19 protein-coding genes and 3 pseudogenes are annotated in these 21,139 nt (G+C 62.6%); 11 read left to right on the forward strand and 11 right to left on the reverse strand.

What is annotated here, in order from left to right; genetic code table 11:
• The first annotated feature begins 217 nt into the window (after positions 1-217).
• Entirely contained in the window at positions 218-1,288 is a 1,071-nt protein-coding gene (locus ACRQ5Q_RS31020; RefSeq protein ID WP_439374025.1) for a glycosyltransferase family 4 protein, read from the forward strand.
• A 224-nt stretch (positions 1,289-1,512) separates the two neighbouring features.
• On the opposite strand, the gene ACRQ5Q_RS31025 is transcribed toward ACRQ5Q_RS31020, so the two are convergent.
• From ACRQ5Q_RS31025 to ACRQ5Q_RS31045, 5 genes and pseudogenes are all read right to left on the reverse strand, one after another.
• On the reverse strand, positions 1,513-3,441 hold the full coding sequence (locus ACRQ5Q_RS31025; RefSeq protein WP_439393757.1) for an alkyl/aryl-sulfatase: 1,929 nt from the start codon (positions 3,439-3,441) through the stop codon (positions 1,513-1,515).
• Positions 3,442-3,708: 267 nt separating this feature from the next.
• Positions 3,709-4,992, reverse strand: a complete 1,284-nt coding sequence (locus ACRQ5Q_RS31030) for a TRAP transporter large permease (RefSeq protein WP_439375532.1) — start codon at positions 4,990-4,992, stop codon at positions 3,709-3,711.
• A gap of 291 nt (positions 4,993-5,283) precedes the next feature.
• Positions 5,284-5,748, reverse strand: a pseudogene (locus ACRQ5Q_RS31035) (TRAP transporter small permease); the annotation flags it as partial.
• Between the two features lie 88 nt (positions 5,749-5,836).
• Entirely contained in the window at positions 5,837-6,838 is a 1,002-nt protein-coding gene (locus tag ACRQ5Q_RS31040; RefSeq protein WP_439374023.1) for a DctP family TRAP transporter solute-binding subunit, read from the reverse strand.
• Between the two features lie 210 nt (positions 6,839-7,048).
• Positions 7,049-7,819, reverse strand: a complete 771-nt coding sequence (locus ACRQ5Q_RS31045; RefSeq protein WP_439393759.1) for a methyltransferase domain-containing protein — start codon at positions 7,817-7,819, stop codon at positions 7,049-7,051.
• 147 nt (positions 7,820-7,966) lie between these two features.
• Between ACRQ5Q_RS31045 and ACRQ5Q_RS31050 the strand changes: the two genes are divergently transcribed.
• Positions 7,967-8,710 (forward strand): SDR family NAD(P)-dependent oxidoreductase, encoded by a 744-nt coding sequence (locus ACRQ5Q_RS31050; protein WP_439393761.1) that lies wholly within the window; start codon positions 7,967-7,969, stop codon positions 8,708-8,710.
• A 348-nt stretch (positions 8,711-9,058) separates the two neighbouring features.
• Here the strand turns inward: ACRQ5Q_RS31050 and ACRQ5Q_RS31055 are convergent.
• Positions 9,059-9,328 (reverse strand): annotated as a pseudogene (locus ACRQ5Q_RS31055) (winged helix-turn-helix domain-containing protein); the annotation flags it as partial.
• 160 nt (positions 9,329-9,488) lie between these two features.
• On the opposite strand from ACRQ5Q_RS31055, the gene ACRQ5Q_RS31060 reads away from it, so the two are divergent.
• Positions 9,489-9,743, forward strand: a complete 255-nt coding sequence (locus tag ACRQ5Q_RS31060; RefSeq protein WP_439374020.1) for a DUF1127 domain-containing protein — start codon at positions 9,489-9,491, stop codon at positions 9,741-9,743.
• 9 nt (positions 9,744-9,752) lie between these two features.
• On the opposite strand, the gene ACRQ5Q_RS31065 is transcribed toward ACRQ5Q_RS31060, so the two are convergent.
• Together ACRQ5Q_RS31065 and ACRQ5Q_RS31070 are read right to left on the reverse strand one after the other, a co-directional pair.
• On the reverse strand, positions 9,753-11,318 hold the full coding sequence (locus ACRQ5Q_RS31065; RefSeq protein WP_439393763.1) for a winged helix-turn-helix domain-containing tetratricopeptide repeat protein: 1,566 nt from the start codon (positions 11,316-11,318) through the stop codon (positions 9,753-9,755).
• Positions 11,319-11,537: 219 nt separating this feature from the next.
• Positions 11,538-11,849: a hypothetical protein gene (locus ACRQ5Q_RS31070; RefSeq protein ID WP_439374018.1), complete on the reverse strand. Its 312-nt coding sequence runs from the start codon at positions 11,847-11,849 to the stop codon at positions 11,538-11,540.
• A gap of 176 nt (positions 11,850-12,025) precedes the next feature.
• Here ACRQ5Q_RS31070 and ACRQ5Q_RS31075 point away from each other — a divergent pair, with 176 nt between their 5' ends.
• From ACRQ5Q_RS31075 to ACRQ5Q_RS31090, 4 genes are all read left to right on the forward strand, one after another.
• Entirely contained in the window at positions 12,026-13,069 is a 1,044-nt protein-coding gene (locus tag ACRQ5Q_RS31075; RefSeq protein ID WP_439374017.1) for a medium chain dehydrogenase/reductase family protein, read from the forward strand.
• A 326-nt stretch (positions 13,070-13,395) separates the two neighbouring features.
• Positions 13,396-13,875, forward strand: a complete 480-nt coding sequence (locus tag ACRQ5Q_RS31080; protein WP_439393765.1) for a DUF2269 family protein — start codon at positions 13,396-13,398, stop codon at positions 13,873-13,875.
• A 146-nt stretch (positions 13,876-14,021) separates the two neighbouring features.
• Positions 14,022-14,477 carry a YidB family protein gene (locus tag ACRQ5Q_RS31085; RefSeq protein WP_439393767.1) on the forward strand — a complete coding sequence of 152 codons (456 nt, stop codon included), beginning with the start codon at positions 14,022-14,024 and terminating at the stop codon, positions 14,475-14,477.
• 41 nt (positions 14,478-14,518) lie between these two features.
• Positions 14,519-14,782 carry a GlsB/YeaQ/YmgE family stress response membrane protein gene (locus tag ACRQ5Q_RS31090; protein WP_439374015.1) on the forward strand — a complete coding sequence of 88 codons (264 nt, stop codon included), beginning with the start codon at positions 14,519-14,521 and terminating at the stop codon, positions 14,780-14,782.
• Positions 14,783-14,947: 165 nt separating this feature from the next.
• On the opposite strand, the gene ACRQ5Q_RS31095 is transcribed toward ACRQ5Q_RS31090, so the two are convergent.
• On the reverse strand, positions 14,948-15,949 hold the full coding sequence (locus ACRQ5Q_RS31095; protein WP_439374014.1) for an ABC transporter substrate-binding protein: 1,002 nt from the start codon (positions 15,947-15,949) through the stop codon (positions 14,948-14,950).
• Between the two features lie 422 nt (positions 15,950-16,371).
• On the opposite strand from ACRQ5Q_RS31095, the pseudogene ACRQ5Q_RS31100 reads away from it, so the two are divergent.
• Positions 16,372-16,471, forward strand: a pseudogene (locus ACRQ5Q_RS31100) (tyrosine-type recombinase/integrase); the annotation flags it as partial.
• A 104-nt stretch (positions 16,472-16,575) separates the two neighbouring features.
• Here ACRQ5Q_RS31100 and ACRQ5Q_RS31105 read toward each other — a convergent pair.
• Positions 16,576-18,231: a winged helix-turn-helix domain-containing tetratricopeptide repeat protein gene (locus tag ACRQ5Q_RS31105; protein ID WP_439393769.1), complete on the reverse strand. Its 1,656-nt coding sequence runs from the start codon at positions 18,229-18,231 to the stop codon at positions 16,576-16,578.
• A 241-nt stretch (positions 18,232-18,472) separates the two neighbouring features.
• Between ACRQ5Q_RS31105 and ACRQ5Q_RS31110 the strand changes: the two genes are divergently transcribed.
• The 3 genes from ACRQ5Q_RS31110 (at position 18,473) to ACRQ5Q_RS31120 (ending at position 20,434) form a co-directional block, all read left to right on the forward strand.
• Positions 18,473-19,423: a helix-turn-helix domain-containing protein gene (locus ACRQ5Q_RS31110; protein WP_439374012.1), complete on the forward strand. Its 951-nt coding sequence runs from the start codon at positions 18,473-18,475 to the stop codon at positions 19,421-19,423.
• A gap of 443 nt (positions 19,424-19,866) precedes the next feature.
• Complete coding sequence (locus tag ACRQ5Q_RS31115) at positions 19,867-20,076, forward strand: hypothetical protein (RefSeq protein WP_439393771.1); 210 nt, start codon at positions 19,867-19,869, stop codon at positions 20,074-20,076.
• A 13-nt stretch (positions 20,077-20,089) separates the two neighbouring features.
• Positions 20,090-20,434 (forward strand): response regulator, encoded by a 345-nt coding sequence (locus ACRQ5Q_RS31120; protein WP_439393772.1) that lies wholly within the window; start codon positions 20,090-20,092, stop codon positions 20,432-20,434.
• A 264-nt stretch (positions 20,435-20,698) separates the two neighbouring features.
• Here ACRQ5Q_RS31120 and ACRQ5Q_RS31125 read toward each other — a convergent pair whose 3' ends face one another.
• Positions 20,699-20,890, reverse strand: a complete 192-nt coding sequence (locus tag ACRQ5Q_RS31125) for a hypothetical protein (protein WP_439393774.1) — start codon at positions 20,888-20,890, stop codon at positions 20,699-20,701.
• Positions 20,891-21,139: the final 249 nt, after the last annotated feature.

A 21,139-nucleotide genomic window follows, 5' to 3' on the forward strand; every position in this document is an offset into this window, starting at 1 on the left:
CCGCTTCGTCCCGGTTCCCGGGCTCGCTGATCACGACATGCGGATGCGGACGATCTGCGAAGATGTGATGGCAGCATCGCGACCATTCCAGAGGGTGTCGAATAAGTAACGTTCGCAAGAAGGAACTTCGCAACTGCGGGAACGTTCCTTTGGCTGGCATTGCCAGTGCCGCATAGGTGGGGGTTTCAACATCCATGATCGCAGAGGAGAAGGTGAGATGCGCATCGCGCAGGTAGCTCCGTTGACGGAGGCTGTTCCACCCAAGCTGTATGGCGGCACTGAGCGGGTGGTGCATTGGTTGACGGAAGAGTTGGTAGCCCTGGGGCATGACGTGACGCTGTTCGCCAGTGGCGACTCGCAGACATCCGCAAAGCTCGATGCATTATGGCCGCGGGCGCTTCGCCTCGACGGTTCCGTACGAGACCCGAACGCACTGCACATGGTGCTCCTGGAGCGCGTGCGGCAGAAATGTGACGACGAGGAGTTCGACTTCCTCCACTTCCACCTCGATTACTATCCATGGTCGCTGTTCTACCGCCAGCCGACGCCGTTCTTGACCACGCTGCACGGCCGGCTCGACCTGCCGGAGCATCAACCGGTCTTCAACACCTTCTCCAAGATGCCGGTGATCTCGATTTCGAACGCGCAGCGGCGGCCGGTGCCGCAGGCGAACTGGGTGACGACGATCCACCACGGCCTGCCCGAAAACCTGCTGACGCCGAAACCGGTGAAGCAGGAATATCTCGCCGTGCTCGGCCGCATCGCGCCGGAGAAAGGCGTCGACCGCGCCATCAAGATCGCGACCCATTGCGGCATCCCGCTGAAGATCGCGGCCAAGGTCGATCGTGCCGACCAGGACTACTATGACGAGCTGATCAAGCCGATGATCGAGAACAATCCGCTGGTGGAGTTCATCGGTGAGATCGGTGATCACGAGAAGTCCGACTTCCTGAGCAGCGCCCTCGCGCTTCTGCTGCCGATCGATTGGCCAGAGCCGTTCGGCCTCGTGATGATCGAGGCCATGGCCTGCGGAACGCCGGTGATCGCCTTCAACCGCGGCTCGGTGCCGGAAATCATCGACGAGGGCCTCACCGGCTTCGTGGTCGAGGACGTCATCAGCGCCGCTGGCGTGGTCAAGCGGCTTCCGCAACTGAACCGCGCCGCGATCCGCAAACAGTTCGAAACACGCTTCACCGCGCGGCGGATGGCGCTGGACTACCTCGCCGCCTATCGCAGCCTGACCGAGGAACAGGCGCCGCGGATCAAGCTGGTGAGCAGCGCAGAGTAGGAAGTGACGATCCTCTGTCGTCGTCCCGGCCTGCGCCGGGACGACACCGAGTATGTTGCGCCCCTACTCCATCAACTCGTCATTGCGAGCGCAGCGAAGCAATCCAGACTATCTCCGCCAACTCGTCATTGCGAGCGCAGCGAAGCAATCCAGACTATCTCCGCGGAAAGATTCTGGCTTGCTTCGCTGCGCTCGCAACGACGAGTGTGACGCAGCAGCGATGGCTACCCCACCACCGCCCGCTTCGGCTCCACAATTTCGAACATTCTTGGAAACTCGTCCATCAGGCCCATCAGCTCGGCGAGCTTCAACGGATTGCCCGACAGCTTGACCTTGCCGGCCGCCACCGCCTCCGGAAAGCTCGTCAGCTTCGCGATCACCTCGTCCAGCGTCGCGCGCGCCAGCGTGAAGCTGGCATCCGCGTTCTCTGCCTGCACGCCCTCGCTATAGGTCAGCGCGCAGTTCTCCAGATTGAGCACGAAGGTCTCGCCGGTGTCGGAGAAACTCCAGTTCAGCACGATGTGCTTGCCTTCCGCCTTGGGGCCGTTGAGGCGGATGCCGAGCACGTCCCAGAGCTGCGAGGTGCGCAGTGCCGCCAGCGTCTCGCGCGGCATCGGGGGGCGCGGCGGCGTCTTCGGCATGCCCTGGCGCAGCTCCTGCGCGCCGAACAGATAGGCGTTGCGCCAGGTCGAGCTCTCGGCGGCATAGCCGAGCTGCTCCAGCGTATCGGCCAGCAGGCTCCGCGCCGCCGCATTGTCGGGCTCGGCGAAGACGAGATGGCCCAGCGCCTGCGCCACGAAGCGGAATTCACCCTTGTCAAAATCCGCGCGCGCCCGCCCGAGGATGGCGTCCGCGCCGCCCATATACTCCACGTATTTCTTGCCCGACGCCACCGGCGGCAGCGGATCGAGATTGACCGGATTGGCATCGTACCAGCCGAGATACTTTTGGTAGATCGCCTTCACATTGTGCCGGATGTGCCCGTAATAGCCGCGGCCGTGCCAGGCGCCCTCGAGGCTGTTCGGCAGCTGGATCGTTTCGGCGATCTCGGCGGCGTTGAGGCCATGGTTCATCAGCCGGATGGTCTGGTCGTGCGCGAACTTGTAGAGGTCGCGCTGCTGGCGGATCATCGTGCCGATGCGCGCGCGTCCCCACACCGGCCAGTGATGCTGGCCGCACATCGCCTCCGCCTTGCCGTCCCACAGCCGCAAGGCTTCGCCCAGGTACTTCGACCACGCCAGCGCATCGCGCACGTCGGCACCGCGGAACGGCAGCAGATTGTGGAAATTGTGGGTGCAGTTCTCGGCCAGGTTCAAGAGCTTGTAGCGCGGGATGAAGAAGTGCATCTCCGCCGGGGCCTCGCTGTTCGGCGCCATCTGGAATTCGAATTCGACGCCGTCGATCAGGCGCTTGTCGCCGGTCGCCATGATCAAATCGGTCGGGCGCAGCAGCGCAACGCCGCCTGCCGCCATCGACTTGCCGAGCCCGTTGTCGACCTGCCCCCGCGCCCCCTTGGCGAGGAACGGGCCGAACTGGTATTGCGCGCGCCGCAGCATCGCGGGTCCCGCGATGATGTTCTCGGAGACGGCGTGCTCCATGAACAGGTTCGGCGCGATGATCGGCACCGCGCCGGTCGCGAGCGCGTCCTCCTCCAGCACGCCGCGCGCGCCGCCCCAGTGATCGGTGTGGGTGTGCGTGAAGATGACGGCCGCAACCGGCTTCAGGCCCCGATGCCTGAAGTAAAGATCCAGCGCGGCGCGCGCGCCTTCGATCGAGGTCAGCGTGTCCACGACGATGACACCGCTGTCGCCCTCGATCAGCGTCATGTTGGCGATGTCGAGCCCGCGCACCTGGTAGACGCCGGGCACCACCTCGAACAAGCCGTGATGCATGTTGAGCCGCGCCTGCCGCCACAGGCTGGGATTGACCGTGGGCGGCGTCGCTTCATCCGACAGGAAGCCATAGGGCTTCAGGGTCCAGACCGTCCGCCCCTGCGCGTTCGTGATCTCCGCGTTGTCGATCGTACCGAGAAAGCCGCGCGCGGCATCATCGAAATCCCGCGTGTCGGAAAACGGCAGCGCGTTGAGCATGGCCTCATGCTGCGCGATGACGGACGGCGTTGCGTCCTTCGGCTCGTTGCTGCTGTCTGTCATGTTGATGTCCTCCCGGCCCGTCGCGGGCATTTAACCGCATCTCGCAGTTGATTGCTATTGGCAGGCTATCGAAGTTGGACGCGATGCCCTCTTCCTTCCCCCTTGTGGGAGCAGGTGGCGCGAAGCGCCGGATCAAGGGTGTGTCTCCACTCGCAAGACTGGTCGTGAGGAGAGAACCACTTACCCGGCTTCGCTTTCGCGAAGCCACCCTCTCCCACAAGGGGTCCCACAAGGCGAGAGGGTGCACCGTCTATGCGGCCCGTGGCCTCAGTGCATCCCCAGCACCCGCGGCAGCCACAATGTCAGGTCTGGCCAGTAGGTCACGATGACGAGGAAGCCGAGCATGGTGATCAGCCACGGCATCACCGCAACCGCCAGATCCGTGATGCGCATGCGCGCGATCATGGACGCGACATAGAGGTTGAGGCCGACAGGCGGATGGCAGAGGCCGACTTCCATGTTGACGTCCATGACGATGCCGAAATGCACGAGATCGATGCCGAGCTTCTTGGCCGCCGGCGCCAGGATCGGCGCCATGATCAGGATGATGGAGTTCGGCTCCATGAAGTTGCCGGCGAGCAGCAGGAGGATGTTGACCACCAGCAGGAAGCCGACCCAGCCGAGGTTCTGCGCCGCGATCCAGTCCGCCAGCGTCGCCGGGAGGTTCTCGTTGGACAGCACGAAGGAGAACAGCACCGCGTTTGTGACGATGTAGAGCAGCATCGCACTGGTGTTGGCGGCCCGCAGCAGCACCCGCGGCACGTCGGCCATCTTGATGGCCTTGTAGACGAACACGGCGATGATGAAGGAGTAGACCGCGGCCATCGCGGCCGCCTCGGTAGCGGTGAACAGGCCGCTGTAGATGCCGCCGATGATGATGACCACCAGCATCAAGCCCCAGATGCTCTCGCGGAAGGTACGGACCGTCTCGCCCCAGCTCGCCTTGGCCAGGCGCGGATAATCGCGCCGGCGCGCGATCCACCAGGTGACGATGCAGAGCATCGTCGTCAGCATGATGCCGGGCACGAGCCCGGCGACGAACAGCGCGCCGATCGAGGTGTTGGTGGAGACCGCGTAGACGATCTTCGGGATCGAGGGCAGCATCAGGATGCCGAGCGAGCCCGCCACCGTGATGATGCCGGCGCCGAAGCGCATGGGATAGCCGTGCCGCACCATCTCCGGCAGCACGATGGCGCCGATCGCGGCCACCGTCGCGACGCTCGAGCCGCACACCAGCGCGAACATGGCGCAGGCGACGATGCCGGCGAGCCCGAGGCCGCCATACCAGTGACCGATCAGCGAGGTCGCGAAATTGATCATGCGGCGCGCGACGCCACCATGGGTGAGGAAGTTGCCGGCAAGGATGAAGAACGGGATCGCCATGATCTCGAAGCCCTCGATGCCCGTGAACAGCTTCATCGAGACCGCCTCGATCGGCACCGCGGTCAGCGTGAACAGGAACGTCATCACGGTGAGGCCGAGCGCGATCGAGACCGGGATGCCGGTCAGCATCAGCGCGATCAGCAGCGCGAACACGGTCGCCGCGCGCATCCAGTGCGGCAGCACCACCACGCCGAACTTCTCGGCGAGGCACATCGCGAAGATCAGCACCGGCGCCATGATCAGGATGACGCCGAGCGGCGATACCTTTCTCGCGGCGGCTTTCGTCGCGGCGCCGGCCGGCTGCGGATGCAGCGCGGGCGAGCCGTCCGCCTCGACGCCCTCGACATGGGTCTCGTCATGGTGCGGCAGATCGCCGGTCCAGTAGTAGAACCAGGAGACCTGGAGGAAGCGGAAGCACATCAGCCCGGAGCCGAGCGGGATCGCGAGATAGACGAACCACATCGGCGCTTCCAGATCGTTGGACTGCTGCCCGGTGTGGAACATCTCGCGCACGAAGGAGCTGCCGAAGGCCGCGATCATGCCGGTGAACAGCGCCCCGCACAGCAGCGCGAACAGGATCACGTGCTTGCGCGAATGCTCGGGCAGGCGGTTCACCAGCAGGTCGACGCCGACATGGATGCCGGTGCGCACGCCATAGGCCGCGCCGAACTTCGCCATCCAGATGAACATGTAGATGCAGAGCTCCTGCGCCCAGGACAGGTCGAGCTCGGACAGGAAGGTGAACACCGCCATCGACAGCGACGCCAGCCAGGTCATCCCGTGCGCGGCCGCCCACCTGGAGAGCGCGATGGATTCGCCCGCGCCGTAGCGGTGCACGACAGCGATGAAGATCAGGCCGGTGGCAGCCGCAATCAGCGTCGCGATCAACCACTCTTCGAGATGGTTGAGCGCCTGGTTGAGCATGCGAAGCAAATCAAGTCCCCCTATCGACACGAAACGGCCGGAAGTGCCTGCACTCCCGACCGTTGGTATTGTTCTTGCGAAAACCGCGTCAGTTCATCTTGACGTCGAGTTCCTTGGCAACGAGATCGAGCGCTTCCTGCCCGACACGTCCCTTTGCCCATTTGTAAGTCGGCTGCATCGCGTCCTGCCACGCCTTGCGGTCGGCGTCGGTCAGGTAATGCAGCGTGGTCTTGCCCGTCTTCTTGATCTCGGCCAGCGCGTCCTCGTTCTCCTGATGGGCGATTAAATTGGTGTAGTCGGTCGCCTCGACCATCGCCTTGTCGAGCTGGGCGCGGATGTCAGGCGGCAGGCCGGACCAGAACTTCGAGTTGACGATCACGGCATATTGCAGATGCGCGTGGTAGGACACGGTGATGTCCTTCTGCACCTCGTAGAACTTCTGTGTCAGGTAGTTGGAGGCGGTGTTCTCGCAGCCGTCGACGACGCCGGTCTGCAGCGCCTGGTAGACCTCGGAGAACGCCATGATCTGCGGGATCGAACCCATCAGACGGAAATACTGGTCGGCGATTTTCGATCCGGAGATCCGGAACTTCAGCCCCTTGAAATCCTCCGGCTTCGTCAGCGGCCGGTTCGATGACACCATGTGGAAGCCGTTGTCCCAGTAGGCGAGCCCGGTGATGCCCTTGGCTTCGAGCTTCTGGAACAGCCACTTGCCGACAGTGCCCTTCATCGCGTTGGAATAGGTCGCATCGTCCTTGAACAGCCAGGGCAGATCGAGCGCCTCGAATTCCTTGATGCCGAGCGGCGCGAATTTCGCGGTCGAAGGCGCCAGCATCTGCACCGAGCCGAGCTGAAGCGCCTCGATCTCCTCCTTGTCCTTGTAGAGCGAGGAGTTCGGATAGACTTCGATCTTGACCTTGCCGTCGGTGTATTTGTCGGCGAGCTCCTTGAACTTCAGCGCGCCCTTGCCCTTCGGCGTGTCGTTGGCGACGACATGGCTGAACTTGATGACGATAGGGCTCTGGGCGCTGGCGATCGCGGGCGCCATGAGAACAGCCGCGGCGGCGACCGCAAGGAGCAGCTTGCGCATGAAGGACCTCCCAACAACCTCTAGAACCGGATCTTTTTTGTTTTGCAGTCCGGTTTGGCACGTCAGTAGTGGCAGCAATCCGCCACCCGAACAACTAGACCTAAGCCCAATTTTCCGCAGCCAAGCTATCTTGACGACTGCTGCATGCGCAACCCGGCCGCCTCTCCGCTCCAACGGCGCGAGCATTCATGCCGCATTGCGGCAATGTCATCAGCCTCGGCGCTGAGCAACGATGAACAGACGCCGGAACGGGAACAGCGTCTGCCCCGCGGCATTCTTCGGATACGCCTTCGCGACCCGCCTCCCGTAAGCCGCTTCAAACGCGGCCTTCTCGTCGCCCTGCAAGATGTCCAGATAGCGCCTCAGCCAGGTCCCCTTGGTCCATTCCTTCACGGGGTTCTCGCCTTCGAGGACCTGCAGATATTCGGTCTCCCAGATGTCGATATTGGCGGACATCGGAGCGAGAAGATCATGATAGAACGCCGGCGCCTCGACCGGCGGCGGGGTAACGAGATGCTCGACCTTGGAGCGCCAGGGACCATCAAGCGCGGTCTCGCCGATCAGCACGTGTGACGGCGCGAGAAAATTGCGCGGCATCTGCACCGCAAGCATGCCGCCGGGCTTCACCTTCTCCATCACCGATGGAAACAGTGCCGCATGATTGGGCAGCCAGTGCAGTGCGGCATTGGAATAGATCAAGTTATACTGCTTCGCCGGGCGCCAATGGCCGAGGTCTTCATGCGACCATTCCACGTCAGGTGCGGCCTTGCGGCCGGCGGCGACCATCTCTGCCGAGCCCTCGACGCCGGTGACCGTCGCCTCGGGCCAGCGCTCCCCGATCAGTTTCGTCACGTTGCCGGCGCCAGCCCCGAGATCGGCGATCGCACGCGGAGCGAAGTCCGGAATCCGCATCAACAGGTCGACGGCGGGTCGGAGCCGGTGGCCCGAGAATTTCAGATATTGCTGCGGATCCCAGACCATCGCTCAGGCGCCTTTTTGTTTTTCGTGTTTCCTTCAACGTCGCTCTTGGTTACCACTGCTGGTCCCGCTCAGGCAATTCGCAAGGCCTGCGGGACGGGCAGGAAGCGACGAGCAGCAAGCAAGAACCAGGCAAGAGAGCGTGCGACCATGGACCTCGGGCTCACATCGAAAACCGCTGTCGTGACAGGCGCGAGCATCGGCATCGGCCGCGCCATCGCCAAGGGCCTCGCTGCCGAAGGCGTGCGCGTCGTCGGCGTGGCGCGACGCACCGACCTGCTCAACGAACTGGTGAGGGAAGAAGGCTCCGGGCTGATCACGCCACTCGAGCAGGACGTCATGGCCGGAGACGCCGCGGAGAGAATCGCCGCCTTCGCTTTGAAGGAGCTCGGCCATGTCGACATCCTCGTCAACAATGCCGGCGGCAGCCGTCCCCTGCCCGTCGATGCGCCCGACAGCAAATGGGATGAGGCGATCGCGCTGAACTTCACCAGCTACCGCCGCATCGCGCACGCGCTGCTGCCGCAGATGATCGCGCGCAAATGGGGCCGCATCGTCAACATCACCGGCAAGTCCGAGCCGGAAGGCCTCAACGCCGCTTTCGCCGCGAAGGCCGCCGTGCACGCCTGGGCGAAAGGCTTGTCGCGCGAGGTCGGCGAGCACGGCATCACCATCAACTGCATTCCGCCCGGCCGCATCATGAGCGAGCAGATCCGCCGCAACTATCCGCCGGATTATCGCGAGCGCTTTGCGGAAGAGGAGATCCCGGTCGGCTATTGGGGCGAGCCGGAAGACCTCGCCGCACTCGCGGTGTTCCTGGCCTCGCCGGTGGCGCGGTACATCACGGGCACGGTGATCCCGGTGGATGGCGGCTTGCGGCGCTATCAGTTCTAAAGCGCGATCCGGAAAAGTGAGAGGCCGCCAACCGGACGGCCTCTTCTCGATTGGGATTCGTCAGCGGCAGGGTTTGCCGGACATCTGAGCCGCCCTGCCGTGGCAGCCGTCGTGCATCCTCGGCTTGGCCTTCGCAGCACTCGATGTTTTGGCAGGAGGCTGCGTTTGTGCGTAGGCGGAGATCGGAGAGGCGATGATGAGCAATGCCAATGCGATTTTCAAAATTGACGTCATGACTTTCCCCGGATTGGTTCAAGCTGAGATCCGCTCACCGAGCGGCAGACAGTCTAACGTTGAGTTCAATTCGTGTCAGCTCCGAATGAGGGGGTTTTCGTCGTCCTTGCGTTCGATGAAGCGATAGGCCTTCCTCGGCAGCCTCTTGATTAGTCGCTGTTGCTCCCCGGAATCGCCGATTGCGGATCGGGCGGCATTGAGCCGGGTCGTCAGCGCGACATCCGACACGCACCGCCCCTTCCAGACGGCGGTGATGAGCGCGTCCTTGTTGCGGATGAGATAGTCGAGCAGGTCAAAGTCCTGTGGCGTCAGGGCGACGAGGTTTGTGTCTCGGCAAAGCTCGCGGCCGGAATCCAGTTCGTAGTCTTCGAAGAGATAGCGCAAGACGCGGAATCCCTTTTGGGCGGCCCCCGGGTCGGGCCCGGCAACACTGGCAGGTTAAGAATAAGCCGCCGGTAAGGAAAATGTAAGCAGCAGGTCAAGCGTGCCGGGCCGGACCTTGGCAACCTGTCCGGGGTGGAAACAGGCACGCGAGGATGCTGCCATGAGCACGATTTACCCGACAACGGGCTTGGTCCAGACCGCCGTATCGCAGCGGCGCAGTTTCGGCGCCCTCACGAATTGCTGGGCCGCCTTTCAGGAGTGGCGGAAATGGGAGCGGCTGCGGCGCGACCTCTGCAGCCTGAGCGATCGGGAGCTGATGGATATCGGGATTTCCTTTGGCGAGATCGACTACGTGGCCTCGCACCGGGATACCGACCCGCGAGGCATACGGTCGTCCGGCCCGCAGCATGGTTAGCGCGTAGCGTTACGCCGGAAGTCCCGCGTCGCGAAGTGCCCTGGCGAAGATCGCGAAGTCCTCCGTCCGGCGAAACGGCGCCAAATCGCTTAGATTGGAGAGGCGCAAATCGGGGTTGAATTCGAGCGCTCGCAGCATGGCTCTCTCTGCTGGCTCGAGCCGTCCGGCGACCGCATTGCTGGCTGCGGAGATGCAGATCGACAGCAAAAAACCCGGATTGTCGCGCACGGCCTGTTCGGCGCATCCCAACGCGAGATCGTAGCGGCTCGCCAGGAAATGGGCATAGGCCATGGCTCCGTGCGTGGTGTAGTACATGGACGGATCGCGCGGGCTCAGGCGCATGGCATGCGCGGCGTGCTCGAGTGCGAGGTCCGGCTCGCCCATCCAGACTCGCAACCAGGCACTGAGCATCCAGGCTCTGGCCAGGTTTGGATTGACGGCCAGCGCCCGGTCCATGAAGGCCGCGGCGTCATCGAACTCATGGGACAGAAAGGCCAGTGCGTATGCACCCATACATAGCGCGAATGGATCGTCCGCCCCGAGATCCACGGCCCTCCGGGCCAGCCGCGTGCCTTCCGCACTTTCAAGCGCTTGATCGTTCATGCAACTGAGCGCTTTGCGTCGAACATGGCACCAGGCGGCCATGCCATAGGCACAGGCCAGATGAGGGTCGAGCTCGATCGCCTTGTAGAACAGTCCGAGCGCCTCGCTGTTCGCGTCCTTGGTCCAACGCGCTTTCGCCAGTCCACGCAGGTAATAGTCGTACGCGTCCAGATTTGCGGTTGGTTTGCGCCTGGCTCGCTTGATCTCCTCATGCTGCAGCTTCGGGGCGATCGCGCCCACGACGCTGGACGTCACTTCGTCCTGCAGATCGAACATGTCCTCGATCGGCCCCTCGAAGCGGTCCGCCCAGAGATGCGCTCCAGTTTCGGCATCGATGAGCTGACCCGCGATACGAACGCGGTTTCCGGCCTTGCGCACGCTGCCTTCGAGCACGTAGCGCACGCCAAGCTCGCGGCCGACCTGCTTCACGTCCGCGGCCCGGCCCTTGTAGGTGAAGCTCGAATTGCGTGCGATCACAAACAGCCAGCGAAACAGGGACAGGGCCATCGTGATGTCTTCCACGACGCCGTCTGCAAAATACTCCTGCTCCGGATCGGAGCTCAGATTGGCGAACGGGAGGACGGCGATCGAAGGTTTGTCGGGGACGGCCAGCGCAGGTGTTTCTGGTTCTCTGTTGCCGGCGATCACCGCGCCATCGCGCCCTTCTTCCCGCACTGGTCCGATGAACCGGAAGCCCTTCCGCGGCAACGTCTTGATCAGACGCTGCACGTCGCCGCTGTCGCCAACCGCGCTCCGGGCAACGTTCAGGCGCGTCGTCAGCGCTGCGTCCGAGACGCTGCGCCCGTGCCAGATGGTATTGATGAGATCGTCCTTGCTGACGACCCGCTCCCGGTTGCGGATGAGGTAGTCCAGGAGGTCGAAGACTTGCGGCGCCACGGGGACCACGTTCGCGCCGCGATACAGCTCGCGACGGTCGGGATCCAATGCGTAGTCCTCGAAGAGATACCGCAAGCTGCGAAACTCCCTGAAATCAGAGGGCTCGGTCACCGGCGGCGCTTTGGTCCGGTGGAAATCGCAAGGCTAAGCTGCCGGTGAAGAAACGTAAGTTGAGCGCCACAAATTGCGCTCCGCGTCGTCCGACCTGAGTGACGGGAAGCTGATCGACCTCGGCACGACGCGTGGCAGCAAGAGACCGCCCGAAGGCGGTCTCGCGGCTGAGAAGGCGCGCCGTCAAAGATCGACCTGGATGGCTACGTTGGAGCGTACCCAATCCGATTGCCCGGCCTTCAACCGCTTGGCTTGAAATTCAACGAAAGCCGGATCGGCGCCCAGTGACGCCAGGGTGCGCCCATAAGCTTCCACGCTGTCGAAGCGAGCGGCGAAGGCGTAGTTCCCGACCTCGCCGCCGATCACCGACCAGAAGCTGACATCGGCCCCGTGCTTCCTCCAGAGTGTCGCGCCTTCTTTTGCCAGCTGTAGGACGGTCGCAAGATCGCTACCGGGTCTTGGATGCGAAACGAACTGCATAACCACTGCAGGCATCTTCCCCTCCAATAAACAATAAAAATGATGGCACCAAATGACCCCGCTGGTCATTCGGCCCGAGGAGAATTCCAGACAATGCGGCCTCGAGCTTGATCTGGATCAATTCCATCTTTCCAGCTTGACCGCAGGTTGCCGCCCTTGCGCTGGTTGACGGCATTGCGTGGAGATCGCCCATGATGCAGCAGCGCAATCGGGTTGTTCAGGTCAGCCGCTTCGGTGATCCCGAGGCACTGGAGATCGTCGACGCTCGCCTGCCGACCGCTGGCCGGGGCGAGGTGCGCGTTCGCGTCCTTGCGTCGAGCCTCAACTACACCGAGGTGTTGATCAGGCGCCATCTCTACCCGCAAACGATGCGCCTCCGCCCCCCTTTCGTGATGGGATACGACGTGGTGGGCGTCATCGATCAGCTCGGCGAAGGCGTGCACGACTTTCAGATCGGCGACCGCGTGGCCGACATGACGGTGGTCGGATCGAACGCCGCGTATCGCACGCTTCGGGCCACCGACCTGACCCGCGTGCCGGTGGGCGTGGACGCCGCTGAAGCGGCCGCGCTGATCCTGAGCTGGACCACCGCGTACCAACTTCTGCACCGCGCGGCCAAGGTCCAGCAGGGCCAGCGCGTCCTCGTTCACGGGGCTGCCGGCGCGGTCGGCCAGGCGCTGCTCGTGCTCGGGAGACTGGCCGGCCTCGAACTGTGGGGCACCGTACGCAGCGAGCACATGGCGCTCGTCCAAAACCTGGGGGCAGCGCCGATCGACTACCAGCACGAGGACTTCACGCGGATTCTGCCGGGCGGGTTCGACGTCATCGTCGATGGCGTCGGCGAAGACGGCTATCGCCGCTCATACGCGGCGCTCAAGCCAGGTGGCCTGCTCTGTGCCATCGGCTTCTCGGCAAGCGTGCAGGCACAGCGTCGGATGCTCCCGATCGTGATGGAGATCGCGCGCCTCTACCTCTGGAGATGGCTGCCCGGCGGAAAGCGAGCCCGCTTTTACTCGGTCAACGCCATGCGGGCGCGTCATCCCGCCTGGTTCAAGGAGGACCTGGAGCAACTGTTCGAGCTGCTGGCAAGTGGTGCCATCCGGCCGCGCATCGCCGGGCGGATCTCCTTCGAGGAGGTCGCCGATGCTCACCGCCGCCTCGAGGGTGGCGGTCTTGAGGGCAAGCTCGTACTTTGCCCTGATCTCTCCCCGCGACGCAGCCAGCGCGCCGCCTGACGCGGCCCGCCGGCACGATACGTCCGCTTCCCGGCTCAGGAGCCGCCAAGGAAGGTGGCACCGGTGCAGCAGCGAGACCCGCGAGTTAGCCAAGCGGAGGACGCTGCTTTGCAGCCCACGAGTTCCGCCATGAGGAACGATTGCATCAGCCCCGCCTTATTCGTTCGCACCTCCGGAGTCCTGATCAGCGGTTCGCGGTCTGGGCCGCGAGCGGAAGGACGACCCGTTCATGCGCATCCTTCTCGTTGGGGGTACGGGGCTTATTGGATCGGCAATCCACGCCAGGCTGTCCGCCTCTCGTCGCCACGGCGATTCGAGGATCGCTGATGTTCTATTTCCTCGTGAAGATGGTGCACATCATCGGTGCTGCCGTCCTGCTCGGCGCGGGCGCCGGCATTGCCTTCTTCATGCTGGTGGCTCATCTTCGCGGCGACCCCCGCGAGATCGCGGCGGTCGCGCGGACGGTGGTGCTGGCCGATTTCCTGTTCACGGCGAGCGCGGTCATCCTGCAGCCGATCACGGGCACATGGCTCGCCTGGTCCAGCGGGTATTCCCTTGGCGACGGATGGGTTGCGGCGTCCATCGCACTCTATGTGGTGACAGGCGCCTTCTGGCTGCCCGTGGTGTGGATGCAAATGCGAATGCGCGACCTTGCCGTTCGCGCGATCGAGACCGACGCCAAGCTGCCTGCCGCATATTACCGTCTATTCCGCTGGTGGTTCGCGTTCGGATTCCCGGCGTTCGCAGCCGTGCTGGCGATCTTCTGGTTGATGATCTCCCGCCCGGCTATTCCGTACTGGGACTGATTGACGCATCTTTCGCGCGCTCCGCCGCTCATCACACCCCTCTTCCATCTGGCCTGCGCCGGATCAGGCAAGCCTAGAATGCACGGCCAGGAACAGAACCGGACTGACCGAGTTCGAGCTGTCTAACCTTTTCACGGAGAGACGAAATGAGCCGCGGAATGCCGTCCATGACTGCACTGCTCGGATTGCTCGCCATCGCGGGTTATCAGAATCGGGACAAGCTGGCGGAGTTTCTCAAAGGCCCGGGCTCTGGATCTCTCGCGCCCGCCAATGCCCAACAGCCGCTCGGCGGCCTGCTCGGCAACCTCGCGGGCATGCTGAGCGGGGCAGGTGTCGGAGGACTGCTCCAGGGAGGGATCGGCGAGTTGCTGGACAAATTCAACCAAAACGGCCACGGCGACGCGGCTCGGTCTTGGGTCGGCTCGGGGCCTAACAAGGAGATCTCGCCTCCGCAGCTGCGGGAAGCAATCGGCCCAGACGTGTTGGACAAACTCGAGAAGGAGACCGGGCTTTCTCAGGAAGAGATTCTCGCAAGGTTATCGCGCGAGCTTCCCCAGGCAATCGACAAGTACACGCCTGAGGGGCGTGTGCCGAGTTCATAGTCATCGAACTGTCGTCGTTGTTTATTCAGGAGGAGCGCAGCATGGGCATTATCTGGACGATCATCATCGGCTTTGTCGCGGGGGTGATCGCAAAATTCATCATGCCGGGTGACAACGAACCCTCGGGATTCATCCTTACGACCATCCTCGGGATCGTTGGCGCCTTCGTTGCTACATATCTCGGCCAGGCGCTGGGCTGGTACCGTCCTGGAGAGGGCGCCGGACTCATCGGTGCCGTGGTCGGCGCCATCATCGTGCTCTTTGTGTATGGCCTCTTCGCCGGAAGACAACGGCGCGCGATTTGAAGAGCTGAAGAGCGGACTTTTGCGCAGTGACCCGCGCACGAAGCGTTCCTGCCTGGTTCACGCAAAGGGGCGCCGGTTGCGCGCGCCCCCCGCCCTTTCTCACCTCGTCAAGGAAGCTTCAGAGCGCGCAGGATCAGAACCTGGGCGGCTGTGACATTCGGCCGCTCATTCGATCACCTCGTCCGCGACCAGGAGAAGGTCTCGACCAATCGACAAGCCAAGCGTCCTGGCGGTTGCAAGATTTATGACCAGCTCGAACTTGGTTGGCTGCTGTATCGGCAAGTCGGCCGGCTTTGCGCCTTTGAGAATTCTCGCCAGATAGCTGGCGGTGGCACGCGACAAGTCAGGCAGGTTGACGCCATAGGAGACCAGGCCCCCGAGATCCACTGCCTCTCTGGCGGCATAGATCGCCGGCAGGCGGTTCTTCTCGGCAAATGGCACAATCCGCGCGTACTGGCTGTACAGCATCGGGCTGGGAAACAGGACGAGGCCATCGGCGCGCGCGTTGGCCAGGTCAGCGAACGCGCCTTCAAGATCGGCAGGACTCTCCGCCGGCACAAATTGAAGGTTAGTTCCGAGAGATCGAGCCGCACTCTCGATCTCGTTCAGCATCCCCTTCATCGTGCGCTCACCGTATGCCCGGGGGTGCCACAGCACGACGACGCGCGAAAGGCTGGGAACGATCAGCTTGAGCAATTGAAGTCGTTTGGACACCAGCTCCGGGCCAAGAAATGTCGTCCCGGTCACATTGCCGCCCGGCCGCGCCAGGCTGGAAGCGAGTTCGTCCTCGACGGGGTCGGCCATGCCGATGCCGACGATAGGAACGGTGGAAGTCGCATTCCTGGCGGCGCGGACAGCCGGTGTAGCCAAAGCAACGATTGCGTGGACCCGTCCCGCCACGAATTCCTGCGCGAGTTCGTTGAGCTTGTCGGCATCGCCGTCCGCGAATTTGCGGTGAAATGCGACATCCTTTCCTTCGGCAAAGCCGAGCTCACGCAATGCCGGCACAAACGCATCGAGTGTCTTCAGACTTGCGTCGGACTTGTCGCCGCGGCCGAGTGAAAGCACGCCAATCTGGCGAGGCCCGGTCGATTGCTGAGCATGCGCTGCGAACGGCCACGTGGCAGCCACACCCCCGACGAGAGTAATGAACTTGCGCCGTTTCATGAGGCCCTCAACCAGGCACGAACCATCGTACAGACAAAAGCCGGCGCCATGGAAGAGCAATCGGGCCGGTGAGAGCCTGCTTCGGGTCCAGCCCGTCCGGTTGGGTGGGGGCAGCGAAACCCATGAAGTGCCCTACCCATCCTGTACCTTTGTGGAGGTGGGACTGGTCCTGCGGCCCTGAATTGGGAGGAGTTATCTTCGCCGCGGCTCTCGCCTGTGCGTTTGGACGAAGGCGAGAGCGATTGGCTGATCGGCCGCGCAACTCAGCAAAAGCACGATCGACTACGGGACATCGCTCGCCTTTCGAGGTGATAGCCTCCTCGCGCCGCCACTCCGGCCCAAGCACGTCTGGTCAATCCGAACCAAGCTGTTCAACCTCGCCATCGACAACAAGCTGCGCCGTTGCGACGACGTAGCCTTGAAAGCTTCTGCTGGGGCATACCAGGGTCGAGAGCACGGTTGCGCTAGCTCGGCATTGAAGTGCACGATGCGCTTGCGATAGCAGAGCAAGTGGACGTCTGAACTAGGCGGGAAGAGCCGACATGCTCTGCCCAACATTTTAGATTGGCGGAAGCGGCGATTATTCGATCACCTCGTTGCCAAGGCGAGTACCTTGGCCGAGATGGTCATTCGGGCAGCCCTGCTTTCCGCAATCCTTCTTCATATCGCGCGACGTCCTCAGCACGTCGATAAGGGCCGAACACGTCTTTGAGATTGGAAAGGCGCAGCGTGGGGCTCAGTTCCCGCAGCCGAGCCATTGCCTTCCGTGCCTGCTCCGGCCGATCGGCCATTGCGTTGCTTGCGGCAGCGATACGTAATCCAGGTCGATAGTCCGGAGAGCACTGCAATGCCATTGCCGCCCATGATGCCGCTTCGGCATAGCGGTCCAAAAAGAAATGCGCGTACGCGGTGCCAGCTCGCATTCCCATCAGCCATGGATCAAGCGGGCTCAGGCGAATGGCACGAGCAAAGCGTTCGATTGCGGATTCCGGCTCGCCGAGCCAGATCTTCACCCAGCCGCCGAAATGCCATGCCTCAGCCAAATTGGAATTGAGCGCAAGCGCGCGATCGACCAGGCCGGCGCCCACCCCGACATCCCCAACAACGAACGCTAAGGCGTTTCCGCCGGCGGAGAGCGCGATCGCGTCATCCTTGCCCAACTCAACTGCCCGCTGGGTGAGCTTCTTCACTTCGGCAATCGCGTTCGCCGTGTCTGAAATCCAGCCATTGATCCTGGCAGAGAGGTAGCAAGAGGCTGCACGACCGTAGGCAGTGGCAAATTCCGGGTCGAGCTCGATCGCGCAGTTGAACAGGCGCAATGCCTCGTCGTTTGCTTGCCGGTTACCAAACTGATGAAGCCGGGCCAGACCGCGCAAATAGAGGGCATAGGCGTCGAGACTGGCGGTCGGCTTGCGCTTGGCACGCTCGATCTCGGCTTTTTCCACTGCAGGCGCGATCGCCCCGACAACGCTCTCGGTCACCTGGTCCTGCAAATCGAAGATGTCGCCGAGCTCGCCATCAAACCGATCGGCCCAAATATGTGCTCCAGTGGCGGCATCGACGAGTTGTCCCGTAATGCGCACTCGGTTTGCTGCCTTGCGAACGCTGCCTTCCAATACGTAGCGCACCCCAAGCTCCCGCCCCACCTGCTTCACGTCGACGGCACGCGCCTTGTAGGTGAAGCTGGAGTTTCGGGCGATGACAAATGGCGCCTTGAAACGGGACAGCGCCGTGATGATGTCCTCGGCCATTCCATCGGCGAAGTATTCCTGTTCGACATCGCCAGACATATTCTGGAACGGAAGCACCGCAATGGAAGGTCTGTCGGGCAGCGGAGGCGGGCTCTCGGCCTCGGCAGCAAAAACTGGCGCAGCCTCTCGCGTTTCAGTCAGCGCACCGTCCCCAAAGGCCCTGACACGTCGAACGCCACGATCCGCACCCGGGTCTGTGACCGGGGCTCGCGCGGGCATTTCTTCCTCGATGACCTTGCCAACGAACCGGAGGCCTCTGCGAGAAACCGTTCTGATCAGGCGTTGCTCCTTGCCGGTGTCCCCGATTGCCTTGCGCACGGCATTGACGTGGCTAGTCAGCGTGGATTCGGACACGATCCGTCCTTCCCACACCGCGTTCAGAAGATCGTCCCTTGTGACGACCCGTTGCCGGTTCTGGACCAGGAAGAGCAGCAGATCGAACACCTTGGGTCCAACGGGGATGAGCTCGGAGCCTCGCTTGAGCTCGCGCCGGTCAGCATCGAGGCGATAATCTTCGAACAGAAACGGCACTTCTGATCCTTCTTGGACAAGAAGCCACGGAAAACCCAATCGCAATTCAGGCCGGCTGCAAGGCTTTTTCCGCTCGGAACAGTACACATTTTCTCACCCTTCGGGAACAAGCCCGGTTCGAGAAGTGGCTGGCCCGGTCCGCAACTGACGCACATTGAGCTTCGCTATTGACGCAAAAAATCAGGCCGCCCGGCATTTCTTCCCGCCACCTGCATCGCATCCCCGATGCGAGGATAGGTTCATGAACAAGCATGTCTTGCGCGATTCCTTGGAGGAGGCGTCAGTTGCGCCTGAGGCGTGCCAAGTCAGTCCGGCCAATGCCGAGCGCCCTCACGCCGGGGCGGAAATGGCGCGGGTGCTCGGGACCACGGCATTTCGCATGGCTTTGGATACCTCCGGCGCCGCGATCGCCCGCCGGAAATATGAACGAGTGCACGACACCTGCGGGCCTAAGACCCACCACGTCATCATGGCTTACAACGGCTCGGTGCAGCGCATGGAACGGCGGTCGGGACGATCAGTTGCGACCGGAACGTTCCGTCCCGGGGCTGTGATAATCATTCCGGAAGGATCAAGCTCCCGATGGGACATTCCAAAACCTGTTGATGTCGTTGAGTTCTATCTTCCGCACGCGACGCTCGAGCGTGTGGCCGAAGAAGCCGACACCGCCGGACCGATCAATCTCCTGGAACGAACGGCGCATCCCGACCCCGTTACATCCGGATTGCTCTTGACCGCGGCAGATACCTTGGAGGGCAATGCGGCCCTGGATACGCTGTTCAGGCGTCAACTGACAAGCCTTCTGGCCACGCGCCTCCTGGCTGCGCACACCGGCTCGCCAGCCGCGATCCAGCCGACCATGGGTGGTCTTTCGCCGAAGGTGCTGAGCCGCGCCATCGAACGCCTGCGACTGGACAGCGATGCGGACGTCTCCCTAGCCGCGCTCGCCTCGGATGCCGGTCTGTCGCGCTTCCACTTCTGCCGCGCTTTCAAGAAAAGCACCGGGCTGTCGCCGCATGCCTGGCTGCGTCAGCACCGGCTCGAGGAGGCCAAAAACATGCTGCGCGATACCGACGCGTCGGTCATCTCGGTCGCAGTCGCGCTTGGCTATTCCTCCCAGACCGCGTTCGCCGCCGCCTTCAGGAAGCTGACCGGCGAGACCCCGAGCAATTGGCGACGGCGTGCATGTTGACGCCTGTGCCGGGAACAGCATCATTGCGAGCTCCGGATGCAAGCGGGCAAGCCCGCAACCAAGAAGCCGTCCACCACACCCGCGTCGCACTCGAGGCGTTGCGCAAGAGCAGTGCCTCGATCGGATCGGGAGCCTAACGAGCACATTGGCGTGGCCCCAGATGCCTAATCGGCAGAAAGCCATGTGCCTGACGATCGCTGAGGGAATGGAACTGGCGCTGCAGGCTTGGCATTGGCCCAAAGGCTGCCTCGGCAACTCCGGGACAGTGGTCCGCTCGGCTCTCGAAGAGCGGAAGTCAGGGATCACAAGCGCAGATGAAGAGCCGCTTGATACAGCAACGGTTACATGTTTTGCGGCGCGCGACGGCCGTCTTGACGAGCCCTTCGGGTGGTTCCATATTACCATCACTTCCACTTCCGGACATCGGAGCCGGAGAAAGTTCGATGACTCTGTCCGACCGCGTGAAGTCGAACATGGAATTTGGGGAAGAGACTTGCCGGGAGCTTCCGCACGGCGGGGATCAGGAGAGCCGACGACTGATCGCCGAACAGCTTTTGCAAGCCGCCGAAGCAGGCCAAGGCACTTTGGGCGAGCTTCGCAGGGTGGCTCTGCGGGCGTTCGCGAACGCAACCAAGCTACACGATAGTAACTGAGCGGGGGCAGCCCATGGCTTCGGTGTTTTTGGTAGAGGATGAGGCGCTCATTCGGATGATGGTGGCGGACATGGTGACCGAGCTTGGCCATACGATTGCGGCCGAAGCTGGGGACTTGCCGTCGGCGTTGGAGTACGCCAACAGCGCTGTCTTCGACATGGCCGTGCTGGATGTATGGCTAGGTCGCGACAGCATTGAGCCAGTCGCGACCGCTCTCGCAAATCGCGACATCCCATTCGCATTCGCAAGCGGCGTTGGAGCAGAGGGAGTGCCAGAACGATTCCGCGAACGGCCACGGCTCCAAAAGCCGTTCCCGATAGAGCAGCTTGAACGCTGTTTCACTCAACTGTTAGCCTAAGCACCAAACACATTGCCGCCTGAATCCTGCCAGCTGCTTCTCCCGCAGTCACACCTCAAAATGCGAACGGTTAGGCCGGAGCGAGGATCTAACATCGCCAGCACGCGGACCGACGAGCCCCCACAGGCGGTGCACTTTTGCGAGTAGGAGGTGGAAACCTGTTCAGAATTGGATGTCTGATGATCGCTCATGGGCAGTGTTGCGGGAAAACGAACTACGATCCCTCGCTTGAAATAGATCAGTCGGCGAAGCTAAACGGTGCGCTCAATTGGCTGCACGCGCCAGTTCCGACGGGCTCGGAGCAGGCAACCCATAGTCCTTCGCTCGTTTTGCGGCGAGTTTCCGATAGGCTTGCGCCTGTGTAAGTAATTGCTCCTTGAAACCCGCATCGCGTTCACTCGCCGCCAGCCGTTCAAGTTGAACAGCTCGCTCTAAATACTCGACCAACAGCCTCATGGCGCCTCCACGCATCACATAACCGGCGAAGCGCGAGGTTGTTCCTATGCTGGAACGGGGCGGTCGTTCCAAGCTGGTCAGGAGTTCGGGTGACTGTCTATTGCGTGGTATTGTCGATGCGCGATCAGGCCTTGTTTACCTCGACCATCCGACTTGATCATCCGACAGGCGGACGATGCCGGATTTCGTAGGCGGACAAGCAGACCTTTCCTCCCATCTTCGGAACTTCGCGGTCAGGCCATGTAACCG

Origin of the sequence: Bradyrhizobium sp. PMVTL-01 (assembly GCF_051861855.1) — a bacterium.
Lineage (GTDB): Bacteria > Pseudomonadota > Alphaproteobacteria > Rhizobiales > Xanthobacteraceae > Bradyrhizobium.

What these genes read in the sequence shown, in the direction of transcription:
- ACRQ5Q_RS31020 (WP_439374025.1), top strand. Translation starts at nt 218, where the DNA reads ATGCGCATCGCGCAGGTAGCTCCGTTGACGGAGGCTGTTCCACCCAAG.
- ACRQ5Q_RS31025 (WP_439393757.1), bottom strand. Translation starts at nt 3,441, where the DNA reads ATGACAGACAGCAGCAACGAGCCGAAGGACGCAACGCCGTCCGTCATC.
- ACRQ5Q_RS31030 (WP_439375532.1), bottom strand. Translation starts at nt 4,992, where the DNA reads ATGCGCGCGGCGACCGTGTTCGCGCTGCTGATCGCGCTGATGCTGACC.
- ACRQ5Q_RS31040 (WP_439374023.1), bottom strand. Translation starts at nt 6,838, where the DNA reads ATGCGCAAGCTGCTCCTTGCGGTCGCCGCCGCGGCTGTTCTCATGGCG.
- ACRQ5Q_RS31045 (WP_439393759.1), bottom strand. Translation starts at nt 7,819, where the DNA reads ATGGTCTGGGATCCGCAGCAATATCTGAAATTCTCGGGCCACCGGCTC.
- ACRQ5Q_RS31050 (WP_439393761.1), top strand. Translation starts at nt 7,967, where the DNA reads ATGGACCTCGGGCTCACATCGAAAACCGCTGTCGTGACAGGCGCGAGC.
- ACRQ5Q_RS31060 (WP_439374020.1), top strand. Translation starts at nt 9,489, where the DNA reads ATGAGCACGATTTACCCGACAACGGGCTTGGTCCAGACCGCCGTATCG.
- ACRQ5Q_RS31070 (WP_439374018.1), bottom strand. Translation starts at nt 11,849, where the DNA reads ATGCCTGCAGTGGTTATGCAGTTCGTTTCGCATCCAAGACCCGGTAGC.
- ACRQ5Q_RS31075 (WP_439374017.1), top strand. Translation starts at nt 12,026, where the DNA reads ATGATGCAGCAGCGCAATCGGGTTGTTCAGGTCAGCCGCTTCGGTGAT.
- ACRQ5Q_RS31080 (WP_439393765.1), top strand. Translation starts at nt 13,396, where the DNA reads ATGTTCTATTTCCTCGTGAAGATGGTGCACATCATCGGTGCTGCCGTC.
- ACRQ5Q_RS31085 (WP_439393767.1), top strand. Translation starts at nt 14,022, where the DNA reads ATGAGCCGCGGAATGCCGTCCATGACTGCACTGCTCGGATTGCTCGCC.
- ACRQ5Q_RS31090 (WP_439374015.1), top strand. Translation starts at nt 14,519, where the DNA reads ATGGGCATTATCTGGACGATCATCATCGGCTTTGTCGCGGGGGTGATC.
- ACRQ5Q_RS31095 (WP_439374014.1), bottom strand. Translation starts at nt 15,949, where the DNA reads ATGAAACGGCGCAAGTTCATTACTCTCGTCGGGGGTGTGGCTGCCACG.
- ACRQ5Q_RS31110 (WP_439374012.1), top strand. Translation starts at nt 18,473, where the DNA reads ATGAACAAGCATGTCTTGCGCGATTCCTTGGAGGAGGCGTCAGTTGCG.
- ACRQ5Q_RS31115 (WP_439393771.1), top strand. Translation starts at nt 19,867, where the DNA reads ATGACTCTGTCCGACCGCGTGAAGTCGAACATGGAATTTGGGGAAGAG.
- ACRQ5Q_RS31120 (WP_439393772.1), top strand. Translation starts at nt 20,090, where the DNA reads ATGGCTTCGGTGTTTTTGGTAGAGGATGAGGCGCTCATTCGGATGATG.
- ACRQ5Q_RS31125 (WP_439393774.1), bottom strand. Translation starts at nt 20,890, where the DNA reads ATGAGGCTGTTGGTCGAGTATTTAGAGCGAGCTGTTCAACTTGAACGG.